Origin of the sequence: Kitasatospora sp. NPDC050463, from assembly GCF_040655255.1 — a bacterium.
In the GTDB taxonomy this organism is placed as follows: domain Bacteria; phylum Actinomycetota; class Actinomycetes; order Streptomycetales; family Streptomycetaceae; genus Kitasatospora.
In genome coordinates, this window is sequence record NZ_JBFAJO010000015.1 from 39447 (window position 1) to 65381 (window position 25935).

At 74.2% G+C, this 25935-nt stretch carries 22 protein-coding genes; 10 read left to right on the forward strand and 12 right to left on the reverse strand.

Going from position 1 to position 25935, the window contains the following annotated elements:
* Positions 1–43 precede the first annotated feature (43 nt).
* On the forward strand, positions 44–682 hold the full coding sequence (locus AB0J08_RS12165; protein WP_360631095.1) for an HdeD family acid-resistance protein: 639 nt from the start codon (positions 44–46) through the stop codon (positions 680–682).
* Between the two features lie 75 nt (positions 683–757).
* On the opposite strand, the gene AB0J08_RS12170 is transcribed toward AB0J08_RS12165, so the two are convergent.
* From AB0J08_RS12170 to AB0J08_RS12180, 3 genes are all read right to left on the reverse strand, one after another.
* Positions 758–1402, reverse strand: coding sequence for a DUF6461 domain-containing protein (locus AB0J08_RS12170; RefSeq protein WP_360631098.1), 645 nt, complete (start codon positions 1400–1402; stop codon positions 758–760).
* Between the two features lie 68 nt (positions 1403–1470).
* Positions 1471–2901, reverse strand: coding sequence for a CoA transferase (locus AB0J08_RS12175; RefSeq protein ID WP_360631102.1), 1431 nt, complete (start codon positions 2899–2901; stop codon positions 1471–1473).
* 21 nt (positions 2902–2922) lie between these two features.
* Positions 2923–3549, reverse strand: coding sequence for a LysE family translocator (locus AB0J08_RS12180; RefSeq protein WP_360631105.1), 627 nt, complete (start codon positions 3547–3549; stop codon positions 2923–2925).
* A 117-nt stretch (positions 3550–3666) separates the two neighbouring features.
* On the opposite strand from AB0J08_RS12180, the gene AB0J08_RS12185 reads away from it, so the two are divergent.
* Positions 3667–4125 (forward strand): Lrp/AsnC family transcriptional regulator, encoded by a 459-nt coding sequence (locus tag AB0J08_RS12185; RefSeq protein WP_360631108.1) that lies wholly within the window; start codon positions 3667–3669, stop codon positions 4123–4125.
* Between the two features lie 41 nt (positions 4126–4166).
* On the opposite strand, the gene AB0J08_RS12190 is transcribed toward AB0J08_RS12185, so the two are convergent.
* The gene (locus AB0J08_RS12190; protein ID WP_360631111.1) at positions 4167–5462 is read right to left on the reverse strand and encodes a cytochrome P450; all 1296 of its coding nucleotides are present in this window, start codon (positions 5460–5462) and stop codon (positions 4167–4169) included.
* Positions 5463–5815: 353 nt separating this feature from the next.
* On the opposite strand from AB0J08_RS12190, the gene AB0J08_RS12195 reads away from it, so the two are divergent.
* On the forward strand, positions 5816–6709 hold the full coding sequence (locus AB0J08_RS12195; protein ID WP_360631114.1) for a hypothetical protein: 894 nt from the start codon (positions 5816–5818) through the stop codon (positions 6707–6709).
* 253 nt (positions 6710–6962) lie between these two features.
* Here the strand turns inward: AB0J08_RS12195 and AB0J08_RS12200 are convergent, their stop codons facing one another.
* Positions 6963–7448 (reverse strand): zf-HC2 domain-containing protein, encoded by a 486-nt coding sequence (locus tag AB0J08_RS12200; RefSeq protein ID WP_360631117.1) that lies wholly within the window; start codon positions 7446–7448, stop codon positions 6963–6965.
* On the opposite strand from AB0J08_RS12200, the gene AB0J08_RS12205 reads away from it, so the two are divergent.
* Positions 7447–8049, forward strand: a complete 603-nt coding sequence (locus AB0J08_RS12205) for a sigma-70 family RNA polymerase sigma factor (RefSeq protein WP_360631120.1) — start codon at positions 7447–7449, stop codon at positions 8047–8049. The genes AB0J08_RS12200 and AB0J08_RS12205 overlap by 2 nt on opposite strands.
* Before the next feature lie 218 nt (positions 8050–8267).
* Here AB0J08_RS12205 and AB0J08_RS12210 read toward each other — a convergent pair whose 3' ends face one another.
* Complete coding sequence (locus tag AB0J08_RS12210) at positions 8268–8933, reverse strand: NAD(P)-binding domain-containing protein (RefSeq protein WP_360631123.1); 666 nt, start codon at positions 8931–8933, stop codon at positions 8268–8270.
* 343 nt (positions 8934–9276) lie between these two features.
* Here AB0J08_RS12210 and AB0J08_RS12215 point away from each other — a divergent pair, with 343 nt between their 5' ends.
* From AB0J08_RS12215 to AB0J08_RS12225, 3 genes are all read left to right on the forward strand, one after another.
* Positions 9277–10782: an MFS transporter gene (locus AB0J08_RS12215; RefSeq protein ID WP_360631126.1), complete on the forward strand. Its 1506-nt coding sequence runs from the start codon at positions 9277–9279 to the stop codon at positions 10780–10782.
* A gap of 49 nt (positions 10783–10831) precedes the next feature.
* A complete protein-coding gene (locus tag AB0J08_RS12220; protein ID WP_360631129.1) occupies positions 10832–12166 on the forward strand; it encodes a cytochrome P450 in 1335 nt (444 codons plus the stop codon).
* A gap of 111 nt (positions 12167–12277) precedes the next feature.
* On the forward strand, positions 12278–13366 hold the full coding sequence (locus AB0J08_RS12225; RefSeq protein WP_360631132.1) for an isocyanide synthase family protein: 1089 nt from the start codon (positions 12278–12280) through the stop codon (positions 13364–13366).
* On the opposite strand, the gene AB0J08_RS12230 is transcribed toward AB0J08_RS12225, so the two are convergent.
* From AB0J08_RS12230 to AB0J08_RS12240, 3 genes are read right to left on the reverse strand one after another with little or no spacing between them, the layout of a single operon-like run.
* Entirely contained in the window at positions 13351–14160 is an 810-nt protein-coding gene (locus AB0J08_RS12230; protein WP_360631135.1) for an ABC transporter ATP-binding protein, read from the reverse strand. The two genes, AB0J08_RS12225 and AB0J08_RS12230, sit on opposite strands and share 16 nt — an antisense overlap.
* Entirely contained in the window at positions 14157–15239 is a 1083-nt protein-coding gene (locus tag AB0J08_RS12235) for an iron ABC transporter permease (RefSeq protein WP_360631138.1), read from the reverse strand. The genes AB0J08_RS12230 and AB0J08_RS12235 overlap by 4 nt, the downstream gene beginning before the upstream one ends.
* 3 nt (positions 15240–15242) lie before the next feature.
* Positions 15243–16334, reverse strand: a complete 1092-nt coding sequence (locus tag AB0J08_RS12240; protein ID WP_360631141.1) for an ABC transporter substrate-binding protein — start codon at positions 16332–16334, stop codon at positions 15243–15245.
* Positions 16335–16465: 131 nt separating this feature from the next.
* Between AB0J08_RS12240 and AB0J08_RS12245 the strand changes: the two genes are divergently transcribed.
* Both AB0J08_RS12245 and AB0J08_RS12250 read left to right on the forward strand, forming a co-directional pair.
* Positions 16466–17356, forward strand: coding sequence for a helical backbone metal receptor (locus AB0J08_RS12245; RefSeq protein ID WP_360631144.1), 891 nt, complete (start codon positions 16466–16468; stop codon positions 17354–17356).
* Positions 17357–17488: 132 nt separating this feature from the next.
* Positions 17489–18532: a lytic transglycosylase domain-containing protein gene (locus AB0J08_RS12250; protein ID WP_360631147.1), complete on the forward strand. Its 1044-nt coding sequence runs from the start codon at positions 17489–17491 to the stop codon at positions 18530–18532.
* Positions 18533–18604: 72 nt separating this feature from the next.
* On the opposite strand, the gene AB0J08_RS12255 is transcribed toward AB0J08_RS12250, so the two are convergent.
* From AB0J08_RS12255 to AB0J08_RS12265, 3 genes are all read right to left on the reverse strand, one after another.
* Positions 18605–20842 (reverse strand): hypothetical protein, encoded by a 2238-nt coding sequence (locus AB0J08_RS12255; protein ID WP_360631150.1) that lies wholly within the window; start codon positions 20840–20842, stop codon positions 18605–18607.
* Between the two features lie 206 nt (positions 20843–21048).
* Positions 21049–22614 (reverse strand): lipase maturation factor family protein, encoded by a 1566-nt coding sequence (locus tag AB0J08_RS12260; protein ID WP_360631153.1) that lies wholly within the window; start codon positions 22612–22614, stop codon positions 21049–21051.
* 447 nt (positions 22615–23061) lie between these two features.
* A complete protein-coding gene (locus AB0J08_RS12265; protein ID WP_360631156.1) occupies positions 23062–24132 on the reverse strand; it encodes a GAF domain-containing protein in 1071 nt (356 codons plus the stop codon).
* A 409-nt stretch (positions 24133–24541) separates the two neighbouring features.
* On the opposite strand from AB0J08_RS12265, the gene AB0J08_RS12270 reads away from it, so the two are divergent.
* Complete coding sequence (locus AB0J08_RS12270; RefSeq protein ID WP_360631346.1) at positions 24542–25816, forward strand: acyl-CoA dehydrogenase family protein; 1275 nt, start codon at positions 24542–24544, stop codon at positions 25814–25816.
* Positions 25817–25935 lie beyond the last annotated feature (119 nt).

Consider the following 25935-nt stretch of genomic DNA (forward strand, 5'->3'; position numbering starts at 1 on the left):
GAACCCGACAGGCGGCGGACGGCCCCCGCGACGATCGTCAGGAGTGTCCTCCGCCCTCCCAAGCCGCCAGGAGTACGCCGCCGTGGTCTCCCCGATCATCACCCCCAACGGTTCGCCGGTCCAAGGCCCGCTCGGGCTGCTCGCCAAGGCTGCCTGGCAGGTGCTGCTGCTCGCCGGGCTCGTCTCGCTCGCCCTCGGGATCATCGTCTTCGCCTGGCCGGAGCAGACCCTGCGGGTGGTGGGCATCCTGTTCGGCCTCTACCTGCTGGTCATCGGCATCGTCCAGCTGGTCGCCGCCTTCGGCACCCACGTCACCACCGCGATGCGGGTGCTGGCCTTCATCAGCGGCGCGATCTGCGTCCTGCTCGGCCTGCTCTGCTTCCGCAGCGCGGTGCAGTCGCTCCTGCTGCTGGCGCTCTGGATCGGCATCGGCTGGCTGTTCCGGGGCATCACCCAGCTCGTCGCCGCGATCTCGGACGCCGACATGCCCGCGCGCGGCTGGCAGGCCTTCGCCGGTGCGGCCAACACCGTGGCCGGTGTGCTGCTGATGGTCTGGCCGGTCGGCTCGATCACCGCCCTGACCGTCCTCGCCGGGTGCTGGCTGCTTATCCTCGGCCTCATCGAGATCGTGACGGCCTTCCAGATCCGCAGCCGGGCCAAGCAGATCCCGTCCGGCGTCTGACGCCCCGAGCCGTAGGCCCGCCCCGGCCCCGCCGTGGTCCCCGCTCCGGTCCCCGCTCCGGCCCCCGGGCAGGGCCTACGGCTCGGGGGCGTAGCCGATCACGAACTCGGCCGTCCGCAGCCACTCCGGGGTCAGCCGCAGGCCGGTGAGCTCCTCGCCGAGGGCGAAGGCCGCGGTGGTGGTCCGCTCGATGTCCCGGTCGTCGGCCGCGCTGACGTCGAAGCCGACCTTCGCCAGCAGCTCCGCCACCGCGTCCGCGTCGCTGCCGTCCCGCTCCGCCGGGAAGAGCGGCTCGAAGTGCAGCCGGTTGCGCTCGCCCTCCTGCCAGTGGAAGTGGTCCACGGCGTTGACGTTGCGGAAGTGCGAGACCAGCCTGGTGCCCTCGGCGAGCCCGGGCAGCAGCTCCCAGGTGGTCCCGAGGTAGCCGTTGACCTCCAGCGCCACCGCCCAGCCGTCGAGTTCGACGACCGCGACGACCATCAGCGCCTCGTCCTCGCGCCCGTGGAGCGCCTCGTCCGCGTCGCAGTCGCCGTCCTCGTACCGCTCCCAGGCCTCCAGCACCTCCTGGATGCCGGTGACCCGCCGGCCGGGGACGGCCCCGAACCGGCGGAGCAGCTCGGCGCCGGAGAGCCCCTCGACCATGGTCAGGCAGTACGCCTCCAGGATCGGGGCGAACTCCTCGGTTTCCAGCCAGGCGTAGTCGGTCGCGTGTGCGGTCATGCCGGAGATCCTGCCACCCGCCTCCGACACCGCGCGCCGGCCGCTCCCCGGAAGGCCCCCGCCGCCGGTCAGCGCCAGGCCGGCGCGTCCGTGCCCCAGCGGCCCGGCGGGCGGGACCAGTCGGCGGGGCCGCCCTCGTAGGCGAGCGGCGGGAGCGCGTACCGCAGCCGGCCGTGCGGGGAGTCGGTCTCGGCGAGCCACCGCTGCGGGTCGTACGGCTCCGCGTCCGCCGCGCCGGGGACGGCGGGGGCGGCGGGCCCGATGCCGTGCTGCAGCCAGGAGGCGGTGCCGGCCAGCGAGTAGCGCAGGTGGCGGCCGCCGGGGCGGCCGGTGCGCTGGTCGGTGAGGGCGCGCAGGACTCCGGCGGCGATCAGGTAGCCCGTCCCGTGGTCGAGCGCCTGGGCGGGCAGCACGCCGGGGTGGCCGTCGGCGCCGGCCTCGGTGGCGGCGATGCCGACGCCGGCCTGGACCAGGCTGTCGAAGCCTCGGCGGCCGGCCCAGGAGCCGGTCCAGCCCCAGGCGCAGAGCTGGGCGACGACCAGACCGGGGCGGCGTTCGAGCAGTGCGGCGGGTGCCAGGCCGAAGGCGTCCAGGGCGCCGGGGCGGTAGCCGGTCACCACGACGTCGGCCGTGGCCAGCAGAGCCTCGAAGGCCGCGCGGTCAGCGGGGGCGGCGAGGTCCAGCCGGGTGGAGCGCTTGCCGAACCCGGTGTCGGCGTGCGCGTCCTCGGCCTCGGGCAGCCGGGGCGGGTCGACCCGCAGGACGTCGGCGCCGAGCAGCGCGAGGGAGCGGGTGGCGACGGGGCCGGCGATCACCCGGGTGAGGTCGAGGACGCGGACGCCGTCGGCGGGCAGGCCGGCGGGGCCGAGCGGGCGGGCGGCGGCGGTGCCGACCACCCGGGTCTCGACCAGCGGGTGCGTGGCGCCGCTCACCGGTGCGACCGCCACCGCGAGCGCGCCCGCCTCGTAGGCACGCTCCTGCACCCACTCGGCCGGGTGCTCGCGCAGTGTCCCGGCCAACTGCTCGGGCCCGGCGTCGGCGGGAAGTCCGAGGGCGGTGAGCAGCCGGGCCCGGTGGTGCGGGTAGTTGGCGTGGGTGCGGACCCAGCCGTCGGCGCTCTGCCAGAAGCCGGAGAGCGGAGCGAAGCTGACGGGGGTCCGGCCGTCGATCCGCAGGTGGCGCTCGCTGACGAAGGCGGTGGCGACCGCGCCCTGGTCGATCCGGACCGCCGGCACCCCGCCCCCGGAGCGCAGCGCGGAGAGCTCCCCGGCCGCCAGCGAACAGGCGGCGACGGTGGCGCGGGCCAGCTGCCGGACCGGGAGCCGGGCGGGCAGGACGCCGTCGGGCCCGTGGAAGGAGACCCGTGCGAGCAGTTCGGCGGGCCCGCCCAGCGCGGCCCAGGCGTGCGCGGTGGCGCCGTCGGGGGAGGTCGGGCCGTCGTGCGCGGTGGAGCCCTCGTACGGGGCGGAGCGGTGGGCGGGCGTCGGACTCTCTGTCATGCCCGCATTCTGCTCCCGATCTCAGGCGCTCGCCGTGACGCCCGCCACCAGCATCAGCAGCACCGCGGAGACCACCGTCATCCGCCGGGCCGCCTGCGGGGTGGCACCGAACCGGCCGCCGAGACGACCGCTGGCGTGCGCCACCAGGCCGTAGACGACCGCGCAGGCCAGCACGTTGAGCGAGCCGAGGGCGAGCACCTGGCCGCCGACCGGCAGCGGGGCGCCCGGCTCGACGAACTGGGGCACCAGGGAGAGGTAGAGCAACAGGCCCTTGGGATTGAGCAGGGCGGTGAGCATGCTCTGGCGCAGCACGGTGGCGGTGGGCTGCGGCGGGGCCTGCGCGAACGCGGTGGGCCCGCCCCGACGCAGGGCGAGGAGCATGCCGGCGGCCAGCACCAGCAGGTAGGCCGCGCCGGTCAGGCGCAGCACGGGCAGGGCGGCGGGTACCGCCCGCAGCGCGGCGGCCAGGCCGGCACTGGAGAGCAGGGTGTGCACGGCGTATCCGGCGCAGACGCCGGCGACCGCGACGAGCGCGGCGCGGCGGCCCTGACCGAGGCCCCGGGCGGCGATGTAGAGCCAGTCGGGGCCGGGAGTACAGACCAGGAGCAGGTCGACCCCCAGGAAGAGGAGGAGGGCGTGCGTGTCCATGGTGGTGACCTGTCGTGTGCGTTCCGGCGGCTCGGTCACTGAAGGTAGCCGGATCGGGCCGGCACACGATGGCCAGTTCATGCCCCTCTATGCGGCAATTTGGCAGAATATTGCGCCATGGACCGTATCGACCGCAGAATCCTCCGTGAGCTCCAGCAGGACGGCCGCCTCACCAACGCCGAGCTGGCCGCCCGGGTGGACCTCACCCCCTCGCCGTGCCTGCGCCGGGTCCGGCAGCTGGAGCAGGACGGCGTGATCCGCGGCTACCGGGCGCTGCTGGACGGCGCCGCGGTCGGCCGCGGCTTCCAGCCCTTCGTGACGATCACCATGCGGCACGAGGACCGGGCGACGGTGGCCGAGTTCGAACGCCGGGTGGCGGAGCTGCCGGAGGTGGTGGAGGCCCACCGGCTCTTCGGCGAACCGGACTACCTGCTGCGGATCGCGGTGGCGGACATCGCGGCGTACGAGCGGTTCATCACCGACGTGCTCTCCGGGCTGCCGGGCATCGCCCAGGTCAACTCGCACCTGACGATGAAGCAGGTGAAGGCCGACCGCGGCATCCCGACCGGCGGGTAGCCGACCTGGTCCGGTAACGCCGGAAGGCTTCGGCGCAGGCCTCAGAACGTGAAGCGCAGCGCCCGCACCCGGTGGTCGAAGTTGGACGGGACCAGCTCCGGTTCGCCCACCGAGCGTGCCTCGGGCAGCCGGGTGAACAGCTCCCGGAAGAGCACCTTCATCTCCTGCCGGGCGAGGTGCGCACCGAGGCAGTAGTGCGGCCCGCCGCCGCCGAAACCGAGGTGCGGGTTGGGGGTGCGGGTGACGTCGAAGGCGTCCGGGTCGGTGAAGACGGTCTCGTCGCGGTTGGCGGAGCCGAAGAAGAGCACCACCTTCTCCCCCGCCCGCAGCAGGGTGCCGTCGGGACCGCCCAGCCGGTGGTCGACGGCCAGGGTGCGGCGGAACTGGATGATCGGCGTTGAGTGGCGGACGATCTCGTCCACCGCGCCGCCGAGATGGCGGTCGAGGTCGGCGAGCAGCAGGGCGCGCTGCTCGGGGTGGACGGTGAGCAGGTGCAGTCCGTGCGCCAGCGCGTTGCGGGTGGTCTCGACGCCGGCGACCAGCAGCAGCGAGAAGAACGCGCCGAGTTCGCGCCCGGTCAGCCGGCGACCGTCGACGTCGGCGGTGACCAGGGCGGAGATCAGGTCGTCGGTGGGCCGGCGCCGGCGCTCGCGGCCGAGTTCGGCGACCATGCCCTGCATCCGGGCGAGCGCCCGCAGACCCCGGCCGGGCACCCGGATCCGACGGCGCAACGGGCGGGCGACACCGGTGTTCTCGGAGGCGTGGTCGACCTGGTCGAGGATCGCGCGGCGGGGCTCCTCCGGGATGCCCATCATGTTGCAGATCACCTGGAACGGGAGTTCGGCGGCCACCGAGGAGACGAAGTCCTCCGGTCGGTGCCGCTCCACCTGGTCGACCAGGCGGGCGGCGACCCGGCGGATGTCGTCCTCGGCCCGGGTGATCAGGCGCGGGGTGAAGGCGCGGGAGACGATCCGGCGCAGCTGGGCGTGGCGGGGATCGTCCAGGTTGACCATCGAGTCGCCGAACAGCAGCCGGACCCAGCGGGCGGGTTCGGGGGTGGTGACGCCGGGACCGCTGAGGAACACCGCGGGGGTCCGACTGGCCTCGACCACGTCGGCGTGCCGGACCAGGGCGTGGTAGCCCTTGGCGGGGCGGCCGGCCGACCGGTGGGTCGGCCGCGCGTCCGACCTTTCACGCGACCTTTCGCCGACGAAGACCGGGGCGGGCAGCCGGCGCAGTTCGGCGAAGGCGGCGGCGCGGGCCGGCGCGGGCAGCTGCCAGAACCCGGGGTCGGCGAGGTCGACGGCGGGGGCGTCGGATTCGGCCACTGTGCCCATGCCGGGCCTCCTGTCCTGTCGGTGCCCACATTTAGTCAGCACCGACAGGCAGACTGTCAAACCGCAACTACCATGCGATTGGCCGATATTCAGACTCGCGCAGGCGAGGTGACGGCCGCGCCGCACTCCTCGATCATCGCCGGGGTGACGGTCGGCCGGGCCTGGGCGATGGCCGCCAGGCAGTCGGCCGTACTCGCGCCCTCGGCGGTGTCCCGTCCGGGGGTGCCACCTCCGCCGGCCCCGGTGGCCCCGGATGGCCCCGGCCCGGGCCTGGCGGCCGGGCATGCTCTCACGGGGGTGGAACCGGCCAATACCCGAGGGGTCGGTACGGCCCGGCGAGGGCGAGTGCGACGATGAGTGTCATCGTGATGACCGACCGGATCCGCGCACTGCGCGCCGTGGTCTTCGCCGCGCTCTGCGTGGCGCTGGCCGCCACGGCGCACGTCGCCATGGCCGGCGCCGGGGTCTCCCCGCCGGTACTGGCGGGCGCCTTCGGTCTCACCCTCGGCTTCGGCTGGCTGCTCGCCGGCAAGCGGCGCGGGCCCGGTCCGATCAGTGTCTGGATGGTCGCCGCCCAGAGCGCACTGCACCTGATGTTCCAACAGGCCGGGGCGCTGACCGCCGATCGTGCGGGGATCGGCCGGCTCGCCACGACGGACTGGGCCGGCCTGCTGCTCTGCAATCCGGACCGGGCACCCGTCGGGATCTCGCCGGCCGACCTGGCCCGGATGGCCGGCATCGACCCCGACGTCCCGCCCAGCGCGGGCGTCCGCACCCTGACCGGGGCGCACCACCTCGGCACGGCGACCGCCGCGGGTCCGTCCTCGGCCGCGGCCTCCCGCGGCCACGGGATGGCGGGCATGGGCGGCGGGCCCGCCCTGTCCACCGACGCGGCGGCGACGTCCGGCCTGCCGACGACCTCCGGGATGTCCGGCCACGACATGGCGGCGCACTCCATGTCGGCCGGGATGATCGCCGCCCACCTGCTCGCCGCACTCGCCTGCGCGCTGCTGCTCTGGCGCGGCGAGACGGCGCTGGTCCGGCTGTTCGAGCTGCTCGGTGGGCTGGGCACCGTGCTGGCGGGGGCCCTGCTGCTCCCGCTGCTGGCCCTGTTCGCCCGGCCACGCGGGTTCGAACCGCCGGTTCCGCCCCGGCCGGCCGCCCACCGGGCCCGGTTGCCTCGGCTGGTACTGCTCTCGCACGCCCTCGTCCGGCGCGGCCCGCCCTCCTTCGCTCCCGCCTGCTGACGCGCCCACCCCCCGACGCCGCCAAGGCGTCCGCATCACGGTGGGCAGGTCGCCCCGTGCCATGGCCGAACGGCCGCGCCGCCGGGGTCCGGGCCCGCACGCCCCGCCGCCCCCTGCCGGGACCCGGCGACCCGTGCGCGTCCCACCGACGACGAGCGCTCCGCCCGCAGCGGCCCGCGCTCCCGCGCTATCCCCTCAGGACCTCTTCATGCCTGACTACGACGGCGCACCGGCCTCGCCCGGCGCCACCGTCCTACCGCTCCGGCGCCGACCCGCCGTCCCCCTGCCCGGGACCACCCGTCGCGCCGAGCCCGTCCACAGCTGTTCCGGTGTCACCTGGCCGGGCCGCGCCCGGTCCGGCCGCACCTGCCCGGTCCGAACCGGACGCATCGGTCCCGGACTCGGCACTGCCGGACCGGCCGTGGTCGGACTCGCCACGGCCGGACTCGGCGCTGCCGGGTCCGCGCTGTCCGAGACTCGCGAGCAGCGTCGCCGACCACTCCGCCGATGGCCCGTCCGCGCCGCCCGCCGCCACCCGGCCGCGCAGCCGCTCCGCCCGCTCCCGCCAATCGCGACACGCTTCGCAACGCGCGAGGTGCTTGTCCAGCCGCCGGTCCGGCAGACCGGTCGGCTCGCCGTCGAGACGGGCGGACAGAGCGGTACGGAAGTGGGCGCATCTCATGTGACCATCGTCGCGCACCTGGCCCCGTACCGGACCGTCCGGGTGGGGGGCCGGCATGGATGACGAGCAGGTGACCGCCCTGGCCCTCGCCGCCCGCGCGGGCCGGCCGGCCGACGTCGAGGCCTTCGTCCGGGCTACCCAGCGGGACGTCTGGCGGTTCGTCGCCCATCTGACCGATGTGCAGTCCGCCGACGACCTCGCCCAGGAGACCTTCCTGCGCGCGCTGCGGAGCCTGCCCGGGTTCGCCGGCCGCTCCTCCGCCCGCACCTGGCTGCTCTCGATCGCCCGGCGCACCGTCATCGACCGCTACCGGACGGCCGCCGCCCGCCCGCGCTGCGCCGCACTGCCGGACTGGCAGGAGGCCGCCGAGCGGCAGGCCGCCCCGCCCGCCGCCGGGTTCGAGGACGGTGTCGCGCTCGACGACCTGCTCGACCGGGTGCCCGCCCAGCGCCGCGAGGCCTTCGTGCTCACCCAGGTGGTCGGTCTGAGCTACGCCGAGGCCGCCGAGGTGGCCGGCTGCCCGGTCGGCACCGTCCGGTCCCGGGTGGCCCGGGCCCGGGAGGAGCTGATAGCCCGCCTCCGGGCGGCCGAGGTCGGCGAGACGGCCGCCCCGGGGCCGGCCACCGCGCCGGCCACCACACTGGCCGCCACCTGCTGACACCGCCCCGCCGATCCGCCCGGGCCTGCGGGAGTGCCGCAGGCCCGGGCACCCTGTTTGGCTCCTCCCACCGACGAGGGAGGAGCCGGACGGGCCGCCGCGACACCCGGGTCCCGCGGTCGGTACACCCACCCCTCGACCGGACCGGGCCCGTTCGTCCAGCGACCACCCGCCGTGCTCGGTCCGGTGGGCGTCACCGCCGACCGCGCCCGCGGTCGTCAGACCTGGGCTCGGAATGCCGCGGTCCGCTCGGGCGAGGCCTCGGCCAGCGCCTTGACGACCGCGTCGACACCCTCCCGCAGACCGTAGACGGGGGTGTCGGGCTGCTGGCGCCAGGACTCGTCCAGGCCGCCCGCGTCCACGCTGTCGAAGCCCAACTCGTCGATCAGGGCGCGGACGACGCGCTTGGCGGCGTCGTCGTCCCCGGCCACCGGGAGGGCGATGCGCTCCGGGTCCCCCTGCGGGCGGGGCCGGTCGAGGATGTCCTGGGCGTACGTCCCGTTGAAGGCCTTCACCACCGGGTGCCCGAGGTGCTGCGCCGTCCACCGGCTCTCGGTCTGCCCCTCCTCGATGGCCGCGATCCGCCCGTCCCGCTGCTGCGGGTAGTAGTTGCCGGTGTCGATCACGACGAAGCCCTCGGCGGCGTCGTCGAACAGACCGGACGGCAGGTCAGGCACGTTCTTCAGCGGTACCGTCACCACCACGACCTCGGCGCCGCGCGCCGCCTCCGTCACGGTGACCGGCGTGGCACCGGTCTCCTCGGCGAGCGCGGTCAGGGTCTGCGGGCCGCGCGAGTTGGCCACGGACACCTCGTGCCCGAGGGCGGTGAGCCGACGGGTGAGGTTGCCGCCGATGTTGCCCGCGCCGATGATGCCGATCTTCATGATGATCCTTTCGGTCCTGCCGCAACCGTGCGTCGCGCCTGGCTGCAACCCCGGATCAGGCGCCACTATTTCCGCCGGAGCGCCACGACCCGGTCATGAGCGGATCGGCCGTGGTCAGGACCGGTTCCGGCCGACCACGGCCGACCACGACCGACCGCGACCGCCCGCCGCCCGCCGCCCGCCGCCCGCCGCCCGCCGCCCGCCGCCCGCCGCCCGCCACGATCCGGCCAACCGGGAAATTCCCCCAGGTGTTCGGAACCGGAGCCCCCTCGCCTCCGACTGCTGTACCGGACCCCGCCGCCGAGGCGGTGTCCGCTACGGCACCGGGAAGCGGAGGAGGACCATGGCAGCGCGACAGGCGCCGGCCGCCAGTGGAAAGGACGACGGTCCGGCACAGCCGCAGGACAGATGGATCCTGGTCGTGGCGGCCGGGCTGCTCTCCTTCGTGGCGATGCTCGACATGAACGTCGTCAACCTGGCGCTCACCGACATCGCCGAGGGACTGCACGTCTCGTCGACCACCGCCCAGTGGGCCGTCCTCGGCTACCAACTCCCGCTGGTGGCACTGCTGCTGCCGGCCGGCCGATGGCTCGACCAGGTCGGCACCCGGTCCGCCCTGCTGCTCGCGGTGAGCTGCTTCGCGCTCTGCAGCGTGCTCGCCGCCGTCGCACCGTGGGCCGGCTGGCTGGTGGCGGCGCGGCTCGCCCAGGGCGCCTTCGGTGCCGTGCTGTTCGTGCTGATGCCGGTGCTGGCCGCCACCGCCGTCCGGCCGCAGCTGCGCGGCCGGGCGATGAGCGTGCCCGCCACCCTCGGCCCGCTCGGCGCCGTCACCGGGCCGGTGATCGGCGGCCTGCTGCTCGACCACGTCGGCTGGCGGGCCATCTTCCTCGTCAAGCTGCCGGTCTGTCTGGCCGCGCTGGCGATCGCCCACCGGCACGCCCCGCACGGCGGGCGGCTGCGGCTGCCCGACCGGGGCTCGCTCGGTGACGCCGCGCTGATCGGCTCCGCGGTGGCCGCCGTCCTGCTCGGGCTCACGCTCGCCCCCAGCTCGCCCGGCTGGCTGCTGCTCGTCCTGCCCGCCGCCCCGCTGGTCGTCCGCTGGCTGCGCCGGCCCGGCGGGCGGCCGGTCGCGGCCGTGCTGCGCGCCTCCGGCACCGCCGCCGTGAACGGCTCGGTGCTGGCACTGGCCGCCGGCTTCGCCGCCACCCACTACCTGCTAGCCCAGCACCTGCGTCGGGACGACGGGATCAGCGCCACCACCACCGCGCTGACCATGCTGGCGTTCCCGCTCGGCATGGTGCTGGCCGGTCGCTTCGGCGGGCGGCTGGCCGACCGGTGGGGTGCCCGGCCCACCGCGCTCACCGGAGCCGCCGTCACCGCGACCGGCCTGCTGCTGCTCGTCCCGCTGGACACCGACTGGACGCCGGCCGACATCTCCTGGCGGCTCGCACTCGCCGGGGCCGGCATGGGCTTCAACGGCGGCCCGGTGCAGGCCATGGTGATGAGCGCCGCCGCGCCGAAGCAGCTGGCCACCGCCGGCTCCGCGGTCCAGCTCGCCCGCAGCCTCGGCTTCGCCCTCGGACCGGCCCTCGCCACCGCCGCCGCACTGGTCGGCACCGGCACCACGGCCGTTCGGGCCGGGCTCGCCCTCGCCACGCTGGCGGCCGCCACCGCCGTGGCCCTCCTCGCCCTGCACCACCACACCGACCGCGGCAGCCGCGGCAGCCGTGCCAAGAACGCCACCGGATCCGCGATCACCGACAGCACTGCGAGCACAGGCAGTGCCGAGAGCAACGACAGCGCGGACGGCACCGACAGCACCGGCAGCGTCACGAGCTCCAGGGCTTGACGAAGCGCCGTCGTGCGCGCACCCCAGACCCCGACCGGAGGACCACCGCATGACCGACACCGTCCACGATCCGACCGCGAGCAGCCCGGCGGACACTCCGCGCTGCCCCTTCGGACACGACGAACTCCCGGACCCGGTACCGCTGTACGGGCCCGAGTACAAGAGCGACCCCTATCCGCTCTACCGGCGGATGCGTGAGGCCGGACCGGTCCACCGGGTGCGGTTCCCGAGCGGGATCGCCGCCTGGCTGGTGACCGGCTACCGGGCCGCCCACGAGACCCTCAACGACCCCCGACTCGGCAAGAACCACGCCCTGGGCAACGAGGGCTGGCGCCGGCTCGCCTCGATCATGCCCGAGCCGCAGCACTCCCAGCTCCAGGTCCACCTGCTGCACCAGGACCCGCCGAAGCACACCCGGATGCGCCGACTCGTCCTGGACGCCTTCGCGCCCCGCCGGGTGGAGTCCCTGCGCCCGCGCGTCCAGGAGCTCGCCGACGCCCTGGTCGACGAGCTGCCCGACACCGGCGGTGCCGATCTGGTGGCCGGCTTCGCGGCCCACTACCCCTTCCGGGTGCTCGCCGAAGTCATCGGACTGCCACAGGAGTTGGCCGTCCGCTTCGACCGCGACTGGGGCAAGGTCGTCCAGCCGGTCGGCCCGCAGGACCCGGGCCGACCGGTCTACGAGGGCCGGCTGCGCGGGCTCCAGGGGTACATCGCCGACGTGGTGGCCCACAAGCGCGCCCATCACGCCCCCGCCGGGCCCGACGTGGACCTGCTCGGCCGCCTCGTCGCCGCCTGCGACGCGGGCGAGTTGACCCCCGAGGAGCGCGACTCGATCGTGTTCCAGCTGCTGGTGGCCGGCCAGGAGCCCGTCACCAACCAGATCACCACCATGCTGGTCACCCTGCTGCGCCACCCCGACCAGCTCGCCCGGCTGCGCGAGGGCCTCGCCGCCGACCCGGGCCTGCTCACCCGCGCGGTGGAGGAACTGCTGCGTCACGACGCCGCGTTCGAGCTCACCACCTGGCGCTTCTTCGCCGAGGACAGCGACCTGTACGGGACCACCGTCCCGGCCGGCGACTCCGTGATCGTCTCGCTCTGCGCCGCCAACCGCGACGGCGAGCAGTTCCCGGACCCCGACGTCCTCGACTTCGACCGCACTCCCAACGCCCATCTGGCCTTCGGCCACGGCATCCACTACTGCCCCGGCGCCGCCCTGGCCCGGCTCGAACTCCAGATCGCCGTCGCCACCCTGCTCAGCCGGTTGCCCGGGCTGCGCCCGTCCGCCGAGGACGGCGAGGGGATCGACTCGCTCACCTGGGTGCCCGCCGTCCTGGCCCGGGGCGTGAACCGCCTTCCGGTCGCCTACGACAAGCGGGTCTGACCGCCCCACGGCTCCCCGGCACTCCCGCTCACCGCCCCGGCGACCGCCGCCGGGGCGTGGCTCCCGCCTGCCCCGAAGCCCGCACTCCGAACGTTTCCGTGGAGGACCACCATGCCGCCCGCCGGCGTCGCCACCGATTCCCCGACCGCATCCGCCGCCCCGCCCGGCGCCCCCGCCCAAGCCGCCGCCCGGGCCGGCGTCGTCCGGGAGCCCGCCGCCCGACCCACCCCCGAACGGGCCGCCGCCGCCCGGGCCGGCGTCGTCCGGGAGCCCGCCGCCCCGGACCCACGGTCCGTGCCGCGGATCTGCGCCGCGATCCTGGACCTGCTGCTACCGCACCGCCGCGCCTCCGACCCCGCGCCGAACGCCACGGCCGCCGATTTCCCGCTCCAGCTGGAGCAGTTGGCCGACTTCGTCGCCGCCGGCGACCCGATCGTGTTCACCCTGCCCGGCTTTCCCTGCAAGTCGCCCAACCCCGCCAAGGTGCTCAGCCACCTGCCCGACGAGGGCGAACGACTCTCGCTCACCTTCCTCGACAGGCTCTGCCAGGAGATTGGCCGGCTCTACGAGCCCGGTGCGCAGATCCTGATCTGCTCCGACGGGCACATCTTCGGCGATCTGATCCACGTCCCCGACGAGCACATCGACCAGTACTCCGACGCGTTGTCCGCGATGATCGCGCGCGAGGGTCTGAGCCACCTCGCCACCTTCGACCTGCGGGCCGTCCTCGGCGATCTGCCGTTCGACGAGAAGCGGGCCCGGGTGCACGCCCGGTACGCGCCCGGCAAGGAGGAGCTGCGCGAGCAGGTGCTGACCGACGAGGAGACCCTGCGCCTCTACCGCGGCATCACCCGGTTCCTCACCGAGGACACCGCCGGCTTCACCGGCACCAGGTCCGCCCTGCAGCGCGACTGCCGCCGGCGCGCGTACGGCGTCATCCAGCGCAGTCGCGCCTGGGGCGCCCTGATCGCCGAGCAGCACCCCCGGTCCGTCCGGCTCTCCATCCACCCGCAGCGGGTCGGCGCACCGAAGTTCGGCATCCGGCTGCTGGAGGCCGCCGACGCCTGGACGACGCCGTGGCACTCCGCGGTGTTGCACCGGCCGGACGGACACTGGGAGTTGCTACGCAGCGAGGAGGCCGGGAGGATCGGCCGCCTGGTGGAGCGCGACGGCCGCCCGAGCCACTACGAGACCTCCTGACGCGTCGCCCGCCCCGCCGCCGACGCAGGCGTGCGGTGGTCGAACGCGATCAACGGGTCGCCCGTGAGCGGGTGTTCGACCACCGCCGCCCGCACGCCGAACACCTCGGCGAGCAGCTCGGCGGTCAGCACGTCACGCGGCGTCCCGGACGCCACCAGCGCGCCGCGGTGCAGGACGTGCAGCCGGTCGCAGACCGAGGCCGCCGCGTTGAGGTCGTGCAGCGCGATCAGCGTGGTGCGGCGCTGCTCGCGCAGCAGGCCGAGCAGCTCGACCTGGTGCCGGACGTCCAGGTGGTTGGTCGGCTCGTCCAGCACCAGGACGTCCGGCTGCTGGGCCAATGCCCTTGCCAGCAGCACTCGTTGACGCTCACCCCCGGAGAGCTGGGCGAACCTTCGGTCCGCCGCGTCCGCCATCTCGACCCGCTCCAGGGCGTCCTCGACCAGGCGGTGGTCCTCGGCATCGTCCCCCGCGAAGGCCCGCTTGTACGGGGTCCGACCCATCGCCACCACCTCGCGGACGGTCAACTCGAAGTCCCCGCCGCGCTCCTGGGGCAGCGCGGCGATGTGCCGGGCCGACTGCGCGGCGGTCAGCCCGGCCAGCTCCCGGCCGGCCAGCAGCACCCGCCCGGCGCTCGGCCGCAGATGCCGGTAGACGGTGCGCAGCAGACTGGACTTGCCGCTGCCGTTCGGGCCGACCAGGCCGGCGATCTCGCCCTCCTTGGCGACCAGATGGACGCCGGCCACCACCGTCCGTCCGGACAGGGTGACACTCAGATCCTCGACGGCGATCCTCAATTCCGCTCCAGTCGTCGGTCCAGCAGGTAGAGCAGGGTGGGTGCGCCGATCACGGCGGTGACCACCCCGATCGGCAGCTCCTGGGTGTCCAGCACGGTCCGGGCGAGAGTGTCGACCACCACCAGCAGCACCGCCCCGGTGAGGGCGGACAGCGGCAGCAGCCGGCGGTGGTCGCCGCCGACCAGCAGCCGGCAGACGTGCGGCACCATGAGACCGACGAAACCGATCGCCCCCGAGACGGCGACCAGCACACCGGTGAGCACACTGGTGACGACGAAGATCTCGCGGCGCAGCCGGGTGACGTCCACCCCGAGCCCGGCTGCCGTCTCGTCGCCCATCAGCAACGCGTTCAGCCCCCGGGCGCGGGCCTGGAGCAGCGCCAGCCCGAGGACCACAGCGGCGGCGGGGACGGCGAGTTGGCCCCAGACGGCGCCGCTGAGGCTGCCCATCAGCCAGAACAGCACGCCCCGGGTCTGCTGTTCGTCGCTGGTCTGCAGGACCAGGTAGCTGGTGAAGCCGGTGAGGAACTGCCCGATGCCGATGCCGGCCAGGACGAGGCGCAGCGGCGAGAAGCCGCCGCCGCGCCGGGCCAGCAGCCAGACCAGGGAGAACGCGGCCAGGGCGCCGAGGAAGGCGGCCAGCGAGATGGTCAGCCCGATCGCGCTGCCGAAGGCCAGCTCCAGGCCGAGCCCGCCGCCGAGGACGATCACCGCGACCGCGCCGAGCGAGGCGCCGGAGGAGATCCCGAGCAGATAGGGATCGGCGAGCGGATTGCGGACCAGCGCCTGGACGGCGGTCCCGACCAGGCCGAGCCCGGCCCCGACCATCGCCGCCAGCAGGGCGCGCGGGACGCGCAGTTGCCAGACGATGAGATCGCGGGTGCCGGGCTCGGGCGCCCGGCCGGTGAGCCGGTGGGCGACCACCGACCAGACCTCGCCCGGCGGGATGTCCACCGAGCCGAGCGAGACGGCTGCGGTGAGCGCGGCGACCAGCGCGAGGGCGAGCACGGCGGCCAGCGGCCCGGCGCGCAGGCCCCCCGTCCGGCTCCGCCTGCCGGTGGCGGCGGCGGCCGATGCCACGGCCTACCGTCCGTTCTTGACGAGCGCCGGGTGAACGGTGGCCGCGATCTGCCGGACGGTGTCGGCGTTGCGCACCCCGGCGATGGTGGTGACCTCGGATCCGATCCGCAGGAAGCGTCCGTCCTGGACGGCCTTCAGGCCCTGCGTGGCGGGGAAGCTCCGCAGGAAGGCCTCGGCGTCGGCGAAGGCCTTGCGGTTCTCCTCCTCGCTGCCCCGGTTGCGCACGGCGAGCTGGATCCAGTCCGGGTTCCCGGCCACCACGTCCTCCCAGGAGACCGGCTTGAAGTCGGCGTCGCAGTCGGCGAACACGTTGCGCGCGCCCGCCAGGGTGATCACCGCGTTGGCGACCTGCCGGCCGCAGACCGACACCGGCTGCTTGGTCCCGGCGTCGAAGTCGAAGAGGAAGTAGCTGGGCCGCTGCTCGGCGGGAACGGCGGCGGTCGCCGTGCGGACCTCGCCGATCTGCTGCTCCATCCCGGCGACCAGTTCCTCGGCCCTGGCCGCCGTGCCGGTCACCGCGCCGAGCCGGCGGATGTCGTTCTCCACCTCGGCGAGGTCGGTGCGCGGCGCCTTGGCGGCCTTCGGCGTGCCGGCGCAGGCGGTGGAGAGCAGCATGACGTGCTGGATGCCCGCGGCCGCGAACTCCTCCTCGCTCGGCCCGGCCCCCGCCCCGCCCATCATCGGCATCGAGCCGAAGGTGTCCACGTAGAGGTCCGCGCCCGAGCCGAGCAGCTTCTCCTTGGCGATCACCTTGTCGCCCAGGACCGGCACCTTCGCGCCCTGCTCGGCCAGCGCCGCCGGCAGGCTGCCCCTGCCCGGCGGGAACCCGGTGCCGACGACCCGGTCGCCCGCGCCGAGCTGGAGCAGCATCTCCAGGCTCGCGGCATTGCTGGTGACGATCCGCTTCGGGGCCTGTTCGACGGTGGTCTCCCTGCCCTGGCAGTCCGCCACCTTCACGGGGAACCCGGCGGCGGTAGCCGGCCCGCCGTCGCCGCCCCGGTCACCACCGGCACTGTTCCCCCCACCACCGCTCCCACAGGCCGTGGCGAACAGGGCGATGGCGGCCGCGATGCCGCAGAACACGCGAGGGCGCATGGAACTCTCCTGGTCAGTGGTCGTGCTCGGGCCCGTCCTGGGAGCCCGGACCAGGTAGTCGGCCGCCGCGCCCACCCGGTTCCCACGACTTTCCGCCGCCGGGCCGGGTGCGTCCGGCTTAGGGTGGCCGGATGGCCTCCCACACCGCCCAGCCGCCCGACCCGCCGTCAGGGGTCCCGTCCGGGAGGGGGCCGCGATCGGGCCGACCGTCCCGCGAGCCGGCCGCCCGGGTGGACAGCCGGGGGGACGACCTCGGGCTGCGGGTACCGCTCGGGCCCGGCCCGGTCCGGCGGGTCGTGTCGCTGGTGCCCTCGCTGACCGAGGCCGTCGCCGCCACCGCGCCCGGTCTGCTGGTGGGCGTCACCGACTGGTGCAGCCACCCCGCCGACCTGGCCGTGACCAGGATCGGCGGCACCAAGAACCCCGACGTCCGCCGGATCACGGCCCTCGCGCCGGACCTCGTCATCGCCAACGACGAGGAGAACCGCCGCCCCGACCTCGACGCGCTGCGCGCCGCCGGCCTGCCGGTCTGGGTCACCGACGTCCGCACCCTGGACCAGGCGTTCGACTCCCTCCACCGGCTGCTCACCACCGCCTGCGGGCTCCCCCGCCCTGGCTGGCTGGACGCCGCCGAGGCCGCCTGGGCGGACCTCCCTCCCCGGCCGACCTCCCGGCGTGCCGTCGTCCCGATCTGGCGCCGGCCCTGGATGGTGCTCGGCCGGGACACCTTCGCCGGCGACCTGCTCCGCCGCCTCGGCGTCCAGGTGGTCCACGCCGACCACCCCGAGCGCTACCCCGCCATCCCGCTGCCGGAACTCCTGGCCTGCGAGCCCGAGCTGGTCGTCCTTCCGGACGAGCCCTACCGCTTCGCCGGGGACGACGGCCCCGAGGCATTCCCGGGTGTCCCGGCGGCCCTGGTGAGCGGGCGGCATCTGACCTGGTACGGACCGTCGTTGGTGCAGGCGCCCGGGGTACTGGCGGCGCAGCTGGCCCGGGCCCTGCCCGGAGCGGCGCCGGGCTGAGCACGTGGACCCTGCGGATCCGTTCCGGCCGCACTCCCGGGACCACGCGTCAGTACGGTGATCACACCACCGTAGGATGACCGCCTCGCGCCGGGTCGGCCGGCGAAAAAGGGGGGGCGACATCCCATGAACATGCGTGCTTCACGGCAGGCGCTCGTCCTGGTGTCCGTGGCGGCCGTGTCCACTGCGCTGCTGACGGGCTGCGGCAGCAAGAAAGCGGACGACGGCGCCGGCGGCACCCCGGGCCCCGTGGTGGCCGCCACCACGGAGGCCTCCCCCTCGGGGACACCGACGGTCGACACCTCCGCCTCACCGACGCCGAGCGCCTCGACCGGCACCAGTGCCTCGCCGAGCACCAGCGCCTCGCCGAGCGCGACGGCGAGCAAGTCGGCCAGACCGAGCCCGACCGCGTCGCAGAGCACCGTCAAGCCGACCACCGCCAAGCCCGCGGACCCGGCCCCCAAGGCCGCCACGACGCCCCCGGCGCCCCCGGCCCCGGCAGCCGTCGCCGCGGCTCCCGCGCCGACCGCGAAGCCCGGACCGGTCGCGCCTCCGCCACCGCCGGCGCCGGCCACCCCGCACGTCCCTCCGCTGCAGAGCGGCTGCACCCCGACCAAGCCCCAGCCCGACGAGCCGAAGGAGGACGTCGCGGCGGCACTCACCTCGGCCGCCGGCCAGTCCCGCACGCTGTTCCTCAGCAACGGCGGCACGGACAAGCTCCCGGCGCTGCCGGTCAACCTGGTCAAGGCGATCGCCTGGCAGGAGAGCGGCTGGCAGTCCGGCATCCTCGCCTGCGACGGCGGCATCGGCACCATGCAGATCATGCCCGCCACGGTCAGCTGGATGAACAGCAAGTTCGGCACGACCTCCGACCCCAAGACGCTGACCGGCAACGTCCAGCTCGGCACCCAGCTGCTCGACTGGCTGGTCGCCTACTACGGCGACTCCTCGTTCGGCGGGAAGTACGACCTCTCCCCCGACCCGGCCACCGGCCGGACGCCGCTGCTCGACCTGGTGATCGCCGCCTACAACGCCGGGGCGGGGAACGTGCACTACAACACCGTCACCGACCCCGTCACGGGCGCGACCGGCGGGAGCCTGGCCATCCCGAACCCGAGCTACGTCGCCAACGTCAAGGCGCTGATGTCCAGCGCCCCCTGGAACAAGGCCGGCTGAACACGGCGAAGGGTCCGGTGGAGGCGGTTCGCCCGCTCCACCGGACCCTTCGGCGTCTCTCGTCGCTGTGCGTCAGCCTCGCGCGGCCGTCACGGCGGCGCCCAGCGCCTCCTTGATGCGCGGGCCGAGACGGGCGAAGCCCAGCTCCTTCATCGCCGCCCGCAACAGCTCCTCGTCGCTGCGCTCGACTCCGTCACCGTCCAGCCACCGCACGACGGCGAGCAGTTCGTCCGCCGAGTAGGCGGTCACCGGACGGCCCGGTGTGAAGTCGGGCTTCTCGGGCAGACCGGCGGCGACGGCCTCGGCGGGCTCGGCAACCTCGGCGACCGGCTCGACGGCTTCGGCGACCGGCTCGGCCTCTGCCGACTCGACCACGGCAGTTGCCTCGACCTCGGCAACCTCGGGCTCGGCGACCGGCGCTTCGACCACCGGCACGGACTCCGGCTCGACGACCGGCTCGACGACCTCGACCGCGGCCACCGGCTCGGCAACCTCGGACTGGACCGGCTCGGACTCGGCCACCGGAGCAGCCTCGACGACCGGCTCGGACTCGACGACCTCGGGCGCGGCCTCCTCGACCATGACCTCGGCCACGGGCTCGTCGGCAACCGGCTCGTCGACCACGAGCTCCTCGACCACCGGCACGGACTCCGGCTCAGCGGCCGCCTCCGACTCGGCAACCTCGGACTCGACCGCGTCGGACTCGGCCACAGGAGCAGCCTCCGGCGCGACCTCCTCGACCAGAGGCACCTCGACCTCGGCGACCGGCTCCTCGACCACGGACTCCTCGGCCACCGCCACGGACTCCGGCTCAGCGACCGCCTCCGACTCGGCAACCTCGGACTCGACCACAGGAGCAGCCTCCGGCGCGACCTCCTCGACCAGAGGCACCTCGACCTCGGCGATCTCGGCGACCTCGACCTCGGCAACCGGCTCGGCGTCCTCCGACCGGTCGTCCTCCACCAGCACCGGCTCGGCCTCGACCTGGGCCGGAACGGCCGGAGCCGCGTCCACCAGGTCGTCCGCAGCGGGGGACGGTGCCGGGAGGGAGACGACGGCCGGTCGGGCCTCGGCGGGCTCTTCGGCCGTGATCTCGTCGACCTCGACCTCGACCTCGACCTCTGCCTCTGCCTCTGCCTCTGCCTCGACCTTGGGCTCCGTCACCTCATCGGCGGCCGCAGCTTCGACACTCTCGGTCTCGGTCTCGACCTCTTCCTTGCTCTCGGCCACCGGCTCGACGTCGGTCTCGGCCTCGGCCTCGATCGCCGCCTCTTCGGCGGCCGTCTCCTCGACGAAAGCCTCCGCTGCGGGCGTCTCCTCGGCGGGCGTCTCCTCCGTCGCCGTCAGCCCGTCACGCTGGCCGCCGGCCAGGGCCTGGCGGGCACCGTAGGCGGCCTCGGCGGCGCGGCGGTCGGCACGGGCGGCGGCGAGCTCGGCGAGCAGGTCGGCGAGGCCGGCCTCCTCGAGGGAGGTCCGCAGCGAGCGGATGGTCGGGAGGCGGTAGAGCGTGCCCTCGTCCGCCGCCAGGCGCTCCACCAGGTCGATGAGCTCGGGGAACGGCAGCGCGTCCAGGTCGTGCTCGGGCAGCAGCCGGGCGAGGTCGCGCAGGCCGGTGCCGATCGACTCGAAGGCCGCTGCGGTCCGCTCCGCCAGCGGGCCGTCGGCGGGCGGGACGGGCAGGGCGCCGGAGGGGGCGAGGACGGCCCAGGCCCGGCGTTCGATCTTGGCGGAGGCGAGCGCCTCGTGCAGTTCCTCGGGCCGGGCCTTGCGGCCTCCGGCGACCAGGGCGGCGGCCTGCTTGCGCAGCCCGCGAGCGCGCAGGAACGACAACTTGACGCCGTTCTCCCGGCGCCAGGCCCGGTCCGCCGTGGCGGCGACGAGCGCGTCCAGGTCGGCGTCATACGCGGCGGCGATCAGGATGGCGGAGGTCTGGTGGACGCGCTGGAGCGTCTCGGCGAACAGCGCCGCGACGGCGACGCTGCCGGGCACCTCGACCTTGGCATCGGCGGCCAGGGTGGTGACGGCCTCCCAGGTCTGCTGGAGGTCGCTGCCGCGGAGTTCGGCGAGGGTGGTGGAGGCGGCGCGGGCGTCCTCGGGGGTGGCGACCGTGTCGACGGCGGCGTACCACGCGTGGGTCCCGGCGGTGAGGGTGAAGGCGCCGAGTTCGGCGTAACGGCCGAGCTCGTCCCGAAGGCCGGTCTCCGCCGTGGCCGCCTGGCCGCGGTTCTGCTCCGGGTCCGTGGCGTCCTTGGCGTCTGCGGCGGCCTTGGCGTCTGCGGCGTCGGCATTGCGCGAGTGAAGCACTGTCATGTTTGGTCCGGTTCTGGGCGACTGCGGCGGGGCGGGCGACGAGGGCGACGGCGGACCGGGTGCGCACGGAGGCCCCGGCGGGAGGGGCTGGGGCGCGCGGTCGGGCTGCCGGGTGTGGAGGCCAAGAATACGGGTGCCCGTTCGAGCCTTGCACGCACCCACCGCCCGACGGGCCGTTGTGGCGTGCCACACCGCCCGCCCGGCCGCTACTCGGGAGGGCCGGGCGGGTGCTGCGGCGCGGGGCCGGGCGGGTGACCCGGTCGGCGTCGCAGCCCGTCCAGCGGCACCGAACGGCTGCGGCGGCCGAGGGGCGGCCGGTAACCGGAACGAGTGAGGGTGTCAAGGCTGACCGGCGCAAGGTACTCGTGCTGCGCGGTCCGGTGCCACCACGCGCCGGTGGTCCGCAGTTCGCGCCAGTCGGTGAAACGGTAGCGGTGGAGCGTCGCCCGGACGTGGGTCGGCGGGGCGTCCGGGAAGGGGTTGTGGCGCAGCATCCGCAGCGTGGCCGGGTCGTTCGCCAACAGCCGGGCGACGAATGGCAGGAACCAGGGCCGGGCGTAGGCGGGTGAGATGGCGGCGAACCACATCAGCCAGTCCAGCCGCAGGTGGTAGGGAGCGTACTGGCGCGGAAGACGGCGCACGTCGCCGGGCTTGCCCTTGAACCCGTACTCGTGCCAGACGGTCTGCCGGGTGACGGTGGGCTCGTCGGTGCCCTCGATCACCACCTCCTGGCGGATCCGGTTGACGCTGCCGAAGGCACCGTAGGTGTTGACCAGGTGAAGCCGGTTGAAGGATCGGTTCATCACCTGTTCACGGGAGACCATGTTCCGGACCGGCCAGTAGCTGAGTCCGACGACGGCGAGGGTCAGCGCCATCGCCAGGCCCTCGAACCAGCCGGGGGTGCCGTGGTAGGCCCGGGGGTGGACGGGCAGGCCGAGCCGGGCCGGGTCGACGGCGGCGAGGGCGAGCGCGATGGTGAGCCAGTTCAGCCAGGCGAAGTTGCCGGAGGCGACCAGCCACAGCTGGGTCACGACGATGACAGCGGCCGCGTAGGTGGCGACGGGCTGCGGGAGGAAGAGGCCGACCGGCACCACGAGCTGGGTGACGTGGTTGGCGGCGACCTCGACCCGGTGCAGCGGCGCGGGCAGGTGGTGGAAGAACCAGCTGAGCGGTCCGGGCATCGGCTGGGTCTCGTGGTGGTAGCGCAGACAGGTCAGGTCGCGCCAGCAGCGGTCGCCGCGCAGCTTGATCAGCCCGGCGCCGAACTCGACCCGGAAGACCAGCCAGCGCATCAGCCAGAGCACCGGGAGGGGCGGGGCGATGTCCTCGTTGCCCAGGAAGGCGGCGAGGAAGCCGGCTTCCAGCAACAGGGACTCCCAGCCGAAGGAGTACCAGGTCTGGCCGACGTTGACGATGGACAGGTAGAGCGCCCAGAGCACCGCCCACAGCAGCATCGACGCCCAGAGCGGGACCGCGTCGCCCAGCCCGGCCACCAGGGCGGCGGAGAGCACGACGCCGGTCGCGGCGACGGCGGCGAAGAACCGGTCGCTGTAGTGGAGGTGGAACAGGCTCGGCGCCCGGCGGAACGGCACCCGCGCGGTGAAGCGGGGCACCGGCAGCATGCCCTCGGCACCGATCAGGGCCCGGAACTGGGCGGCGGCGGCCACGAATCCGGTCAGGTAGACGGCGGCCAGCAGCCGTTGCACGAGGAATCGGCTCGGCCCGTACTCGGGTGCGGCGAACCAGCCGGCGAACCACTCCATGCGGCCCATGCCTACCATCGACGGCCGGCCTTCGGCGCCCGGCCGGGGTGCGGGAGCGGCCGGTTCACCCGCGCGGCGGCCGGGGCGGGTGGCAGCGGGCCGGGGCGACGGCTGCGACGACGGCGGGGCGACGGTCGGGGCGACCCCTCAGAGGCACCGTGGCGGGGAGCCTCTCCTCGGGGGTGAGAGGCGCCCCACCACGGTGGCGGGGTCGGTGGACACGAGGTCGGCGGACGGGGCGTCGGCGGACGGGCCGTCGGTCGTGGACGGGCCGTCGGTCGTGGCCGGGCCGTCGGTCGTGGCCGGGCCGTCGGTCGGAGCGGAGCAGGGGCTGGGACGGTCGCGGCGAGCCGGGCCGGCGGCAGTGGACGCGGCGGCGGCAGTGGTCGTGGACGCGGCTTCGGTCGTGGCAATGGCCGTGTTCGTGGAGTGGGGGACGGGTGGGCGGGTCCGGACTCAGCCCGGGAGGACCAGTCCGGTCTCCCCGGCGCCGAGACCCTGGCGGCCGGTGCCGGCACCGCTCTGCTGGAGCCGGTCGACCAGCAGCGCGGCCAGCGTTCCCAGCTCCTCCTCGGTACGGGACTGCGCGGTGACGTCCATGCCGACGACGAGGACGCCGCTCACCTCGCCGGTGCGCACGACCCGCTGCGGGGTGCAGGTGAAGCTGAAGATCTGGTGGATCCGCTGGGCGTCCGGCCGGGTGGTCCGGAAACGGACGTCGTTCAGGACGGTGGCCCGACCGGTGTGGTAGGCCTCGGCGACCACCTGCGCCAGCCCGGCCTCGGCGAGCTGCGGGTAGGCCTGGTCGATCGAGCCGTACGTCGCCGCGCCGAAGACCTCGGCGTGCTGCGGGTTGACGTAGCGGATGTCCCGGTCGGGACCGTGGGTGAGCATGATCGGGAACGGCGATCCGTCGAAGGCCGCGAACATCTCCTGCTGCTGGGCGACCAGGTGGTCGCGCAGCCGGATCTCGGAGAGCAGTGCCTCGGCGAGGTGCTGGATGTCGCGCAGCCGCTCGCGGCCCCACTGGCGGGGTTCACGGTCGAGGACGCAGACGGTGCCGATGACGGTGTTGGTGTCGTCGACCAGCGGGGCGCCGAGGTAGGCGCGCACCCCCAGCTCGTCGACAACCGGATTCCCGGAGAACCGGGGGTAGGCGAGGATGTCGTCGAGTGCCAGCGGGGAGCGCTGGGCCACCACGTGCGGGCAGAAGCCGTGGCTGAGCGGCATCTCCCGGGTGGGGAGGTCGAAGGCGATGCCCCGGTCGGCCCAGGAGGACCCGATGTCGCCCGGGATGTCAACCGAGTTTGGCGGAATGAAGAGCCCCCGGAACATCTGCCGCTCGTCGTTGATGAAGTTGACCATCGCGATGGGGGCGCGGGTGATGCTGGCGGCCAGGTGAGCGAAGCGGTCGAAGGCCTCGTCCACGGTGGGTTCGTTGAGACCCAGGCTGCGCAGCCTGCGGGTCCGCTCGGACTCACCGGCGGCACCCGGGAACTGGCCTTGAGTGCTCATCACATCAGTCATGGCGCACATGTAATCAGACGTCCGGCGCGATCGGTGCTCCCGGCCCACCCGGGCTTGTGTTGCTGATGGACAGTCAAACCCGCACGTGGACGACCGTCCGACAGGGCGGAAAGTGGGGAACGATCATTCCCCCGTTGCGGTGCGTTTCAATCCTTCCTCGCCCTCGGGGGATCCGTTCGCGCCAATTCAAGATCGACTCTGGAGAGGTCCGGATCGCCATACGACAATGAGCCCTGCCGAAAATACGGACGGCGTCCGTCAGGATCCCCGTCCCGCACTTCCGCGCGCACCGGCTGCATCGGAGCAACCGGCCGCCATCTCATCAACCCCCACTCTTGGGCGGCCGGAGCGGATCGGCTGCACGGACGGAGGCACGACCACCCCGGAATCGAGAGGACCCAGCATGGCGATGGACTACTTCACCGACGAACGACACGAGAGCCTGCGCGCGGAGGTACGTGAGTTCGCGGAGAAGGAAGTGCGTCCACAGGTGGCCAGAATGGAGGCCGACCGTACGGTCGAGGTCGAGCTCTCCCGCGAGATCGCCCACCGCGGCTGGATCGGCGCCACCATCCCGCGGGCGTTCGGCGGGCTCGGTCTGGGCCACCTCGCGAAGACGGTCATCGTCGAGGAACTGGCCCGGGTCAGCGGCGCGATGGGCGCGATGGCACAGGCCTCCCAGCTCGGCGTCGCCAAGGTCATCCACTTCGGCTCCGACACCCAACGCCGCTACTGGCTGCCCCGGTTCGCCTCCGGCGAGGTGCTGCCGACGATCGCCGTCACCGAGCCGGACTCGGGCGGTCATGTGCTCGGCATGACCGGCACCGCGCGGCGCGAGGGCGACGAGTACGTGCTCAACGGCCGCAAGTGGTTCGTCGGCAACTCCCACATCGGCGACGTGCACGGCGTGGTGCTCCGCACCGGCGAGGGCACCAGGGGCCTGTCCGCGTTCCTGGTCGAGAGCGACCGCCCGGGCTTTCGCACCGGGAGCCTCGGCTCGCAGAGCGGTCTGCACGGCTTCAGCTTCGGCGAGATCGTCTTCGAGGACTGCCGGATCCCCGCCGCCAACCGGCTGGGCGAGGAGAGCCAGGGCCTGGACGTCGCCTACTCCTCCTCCACCCTGTACGGCCGGCTGAACCTGGCCGCCGTCGCACTCGGCATCCACACGGCGATCGTGGAGGACACCGTGCGGTTCGCCGAGGGGCGGGTGCTGTACGGCAAACCGCTCTCCCAACTTCCCAACATCGCTCTCAAGTTGGGCGAGATGCAGTCCCGGCTGATGACCGCCAAGCTGGCCGCGTACCACGCCTCGCACCAGCTGGACCACGGTCGGCCCTGCGACGCCGAGCTGATGAACGCCAAGCTGATCAACACCGAGTACGCGCTGGACTCCGCACGGAACGCGATGGAGATCCACGCCGCCCGGGGCCTGCAGGCCGAGTTCCACATCGAGCGCTACCTGCGGGACGCCACCCACATCTACCCGCCGGCCGGCACCTCCGACGTCCAGCGGCTGCGGCTCGGCCAGGTGGCCTCGGGCACGTACGGCAAGCAGTGGTCGGCGGAGCTGTCCGACCTCACCAGCTGGGCCTGGACCGAACTGGCCCAGCGGGAGGCCCGCCTGGAGGCCGACGCCGCACGTGCGGCCGGCGCCGCCCTGCTGCACATGCCGCTGGCGGGCTGAACCACCGTTCGGAAGCTACCGAGCCACCCGGAGCCGGCCCACGCCCGGCCTCCGGCCCCACCTCGGACTTCCCGTACTTGACCTGTTCCTGACGGCTTTCCGGAGACCTCCCCTCGGGC

Coding starts and splice junctions, on each gene's coding strand:
- AB0J08_RS12170 (WP_360631098.1), bottom strand. CDS start 1,402: ATGACCGCACACGCGACCGACTACGCCTGGCTGGAAACCGAGGAGTTC.
- AB0J08_RS12175 (WP_360631102.1), bottom strand. CDS start 2,901: ATGACAGAGAGTCCGACGCCCGCCCACCGCTCCGCCCCGTACGAGGGC.
- AB0J08_RS12180 (WP_360631105.1), bottom strand. CDS start 3,549: ATGGACACGCACGCCCTCCTCCTCTTCCTGGGGGTCGACCTGCTCCTG.
- AB0J08_RS12185 (WP_360631108.1), top strand. CDS start 3,667: ATGGACCGTATCGACCGCAGAATCCTCCGTGAGCTCCAGCAGGACGGC.
- AB0J08_RS12190 (WP_360631111.1), bottom strand. CDS start 5,462: ATGGGCACAGTGGCCGAATCCGACGCCCCCGCCGTCGACCTCGCCGAC.
- AB0J08_RS12195 (WP_360631114.1), top strand. CDS start 5,816: ATGAGTGTCATCGTGATGACCGACCGGATCCGCGCACTGCGCGCCGTG.
- AB0J08_RS12205 (WP_360631120.1), top strand. CDS start 7,447: ATGGATGACGAGCAGGTGACCGCCCTGGCCCTCGCCGCCCGCGCGGGC.
- AB0J08_RS12200 (WP_360631117.1), bottom strand. CDS start 7,448: ATGCCGGCCCCCCACCCGGACGGTCCGGTACGGGGCCAGGTGCGCGAC.
- AB0J08_RS12210 (WP_360631123.1), bottom strand. CDS start 8,933: ATGAAGATCGGCATCATCGGCGCGGGCAACATCGGCGGCAACCTCACC.
- AB0J08_RS12215 (WP_360631126.1), top strand. CDS start 9,277: ATGGCAGCGCGACAGGCGCCGGCCGCCAGTGGAAAGGACGACGGTCCG.
- AB0J08_RS12220 (WP_360631129.1), top strand. CDS start 10,832: ATGACCGACACCGTCCACGATCCGACCGCGAGCAGCCCGGCGGACACT.
- AB0J08_RS12225 (WP_360631132.1), top strand. CDS start 12,278: ATGCCGCCCGCCGGCGTCGCCACCGATTCCCCGACCGCATCCGCCGCC.
- AB0J08_RS12240 (WP_360631141.1), bottom strand. CDS start 16,334: ATGCGCCCTCGCGTGTTCTGCGGCATCGCGGCCGCCATCGCCCTGTTC.
- AB0J08_RS12245 (WP_360631144.1), top strand. CDS start 16,466: ATGGCCTCCCACACCGCCCAGCCGCCCGACCCGCCGTCAGGGGTCCCG.
- AB0J08_RS12250 (WP_360631147.1), top strand. CDS start 17,489: ATGCGTGCTTCACGGCAGGCGCTCGTCCTGGTGTCCGTGGCGGCCGTG.
- AB0J08_RS12255 (WP_360631150.1), bottom strand. CDS start 20,842: ATGACAGTGCTTCACTCGCGCAATGCCGACGCCGCAGACGCCAAGGCC.
- AB0J08_RS12260 (WP_360631153.1), bottom strand. CDS start 22,614: ATGGGCCGCATGGAGTGGTTCGCCGGCTGGTTCGCCGCACCCGAGTAC.
- AB0J08_RS12265 (WP_360631156.1), bottom strand. CDS start 24,132: ATGACTGATGTGATGAGCACTCAAGGCCAGTTCCCGGGTGCCGCCGGT.
- AB0J08_RS12270 (WP_360631346.1), top strand. CDS start 24,542: ATGGACTACTTCACCGACGAACGACACGAGAGCCTGCGCGCGGAGGTA.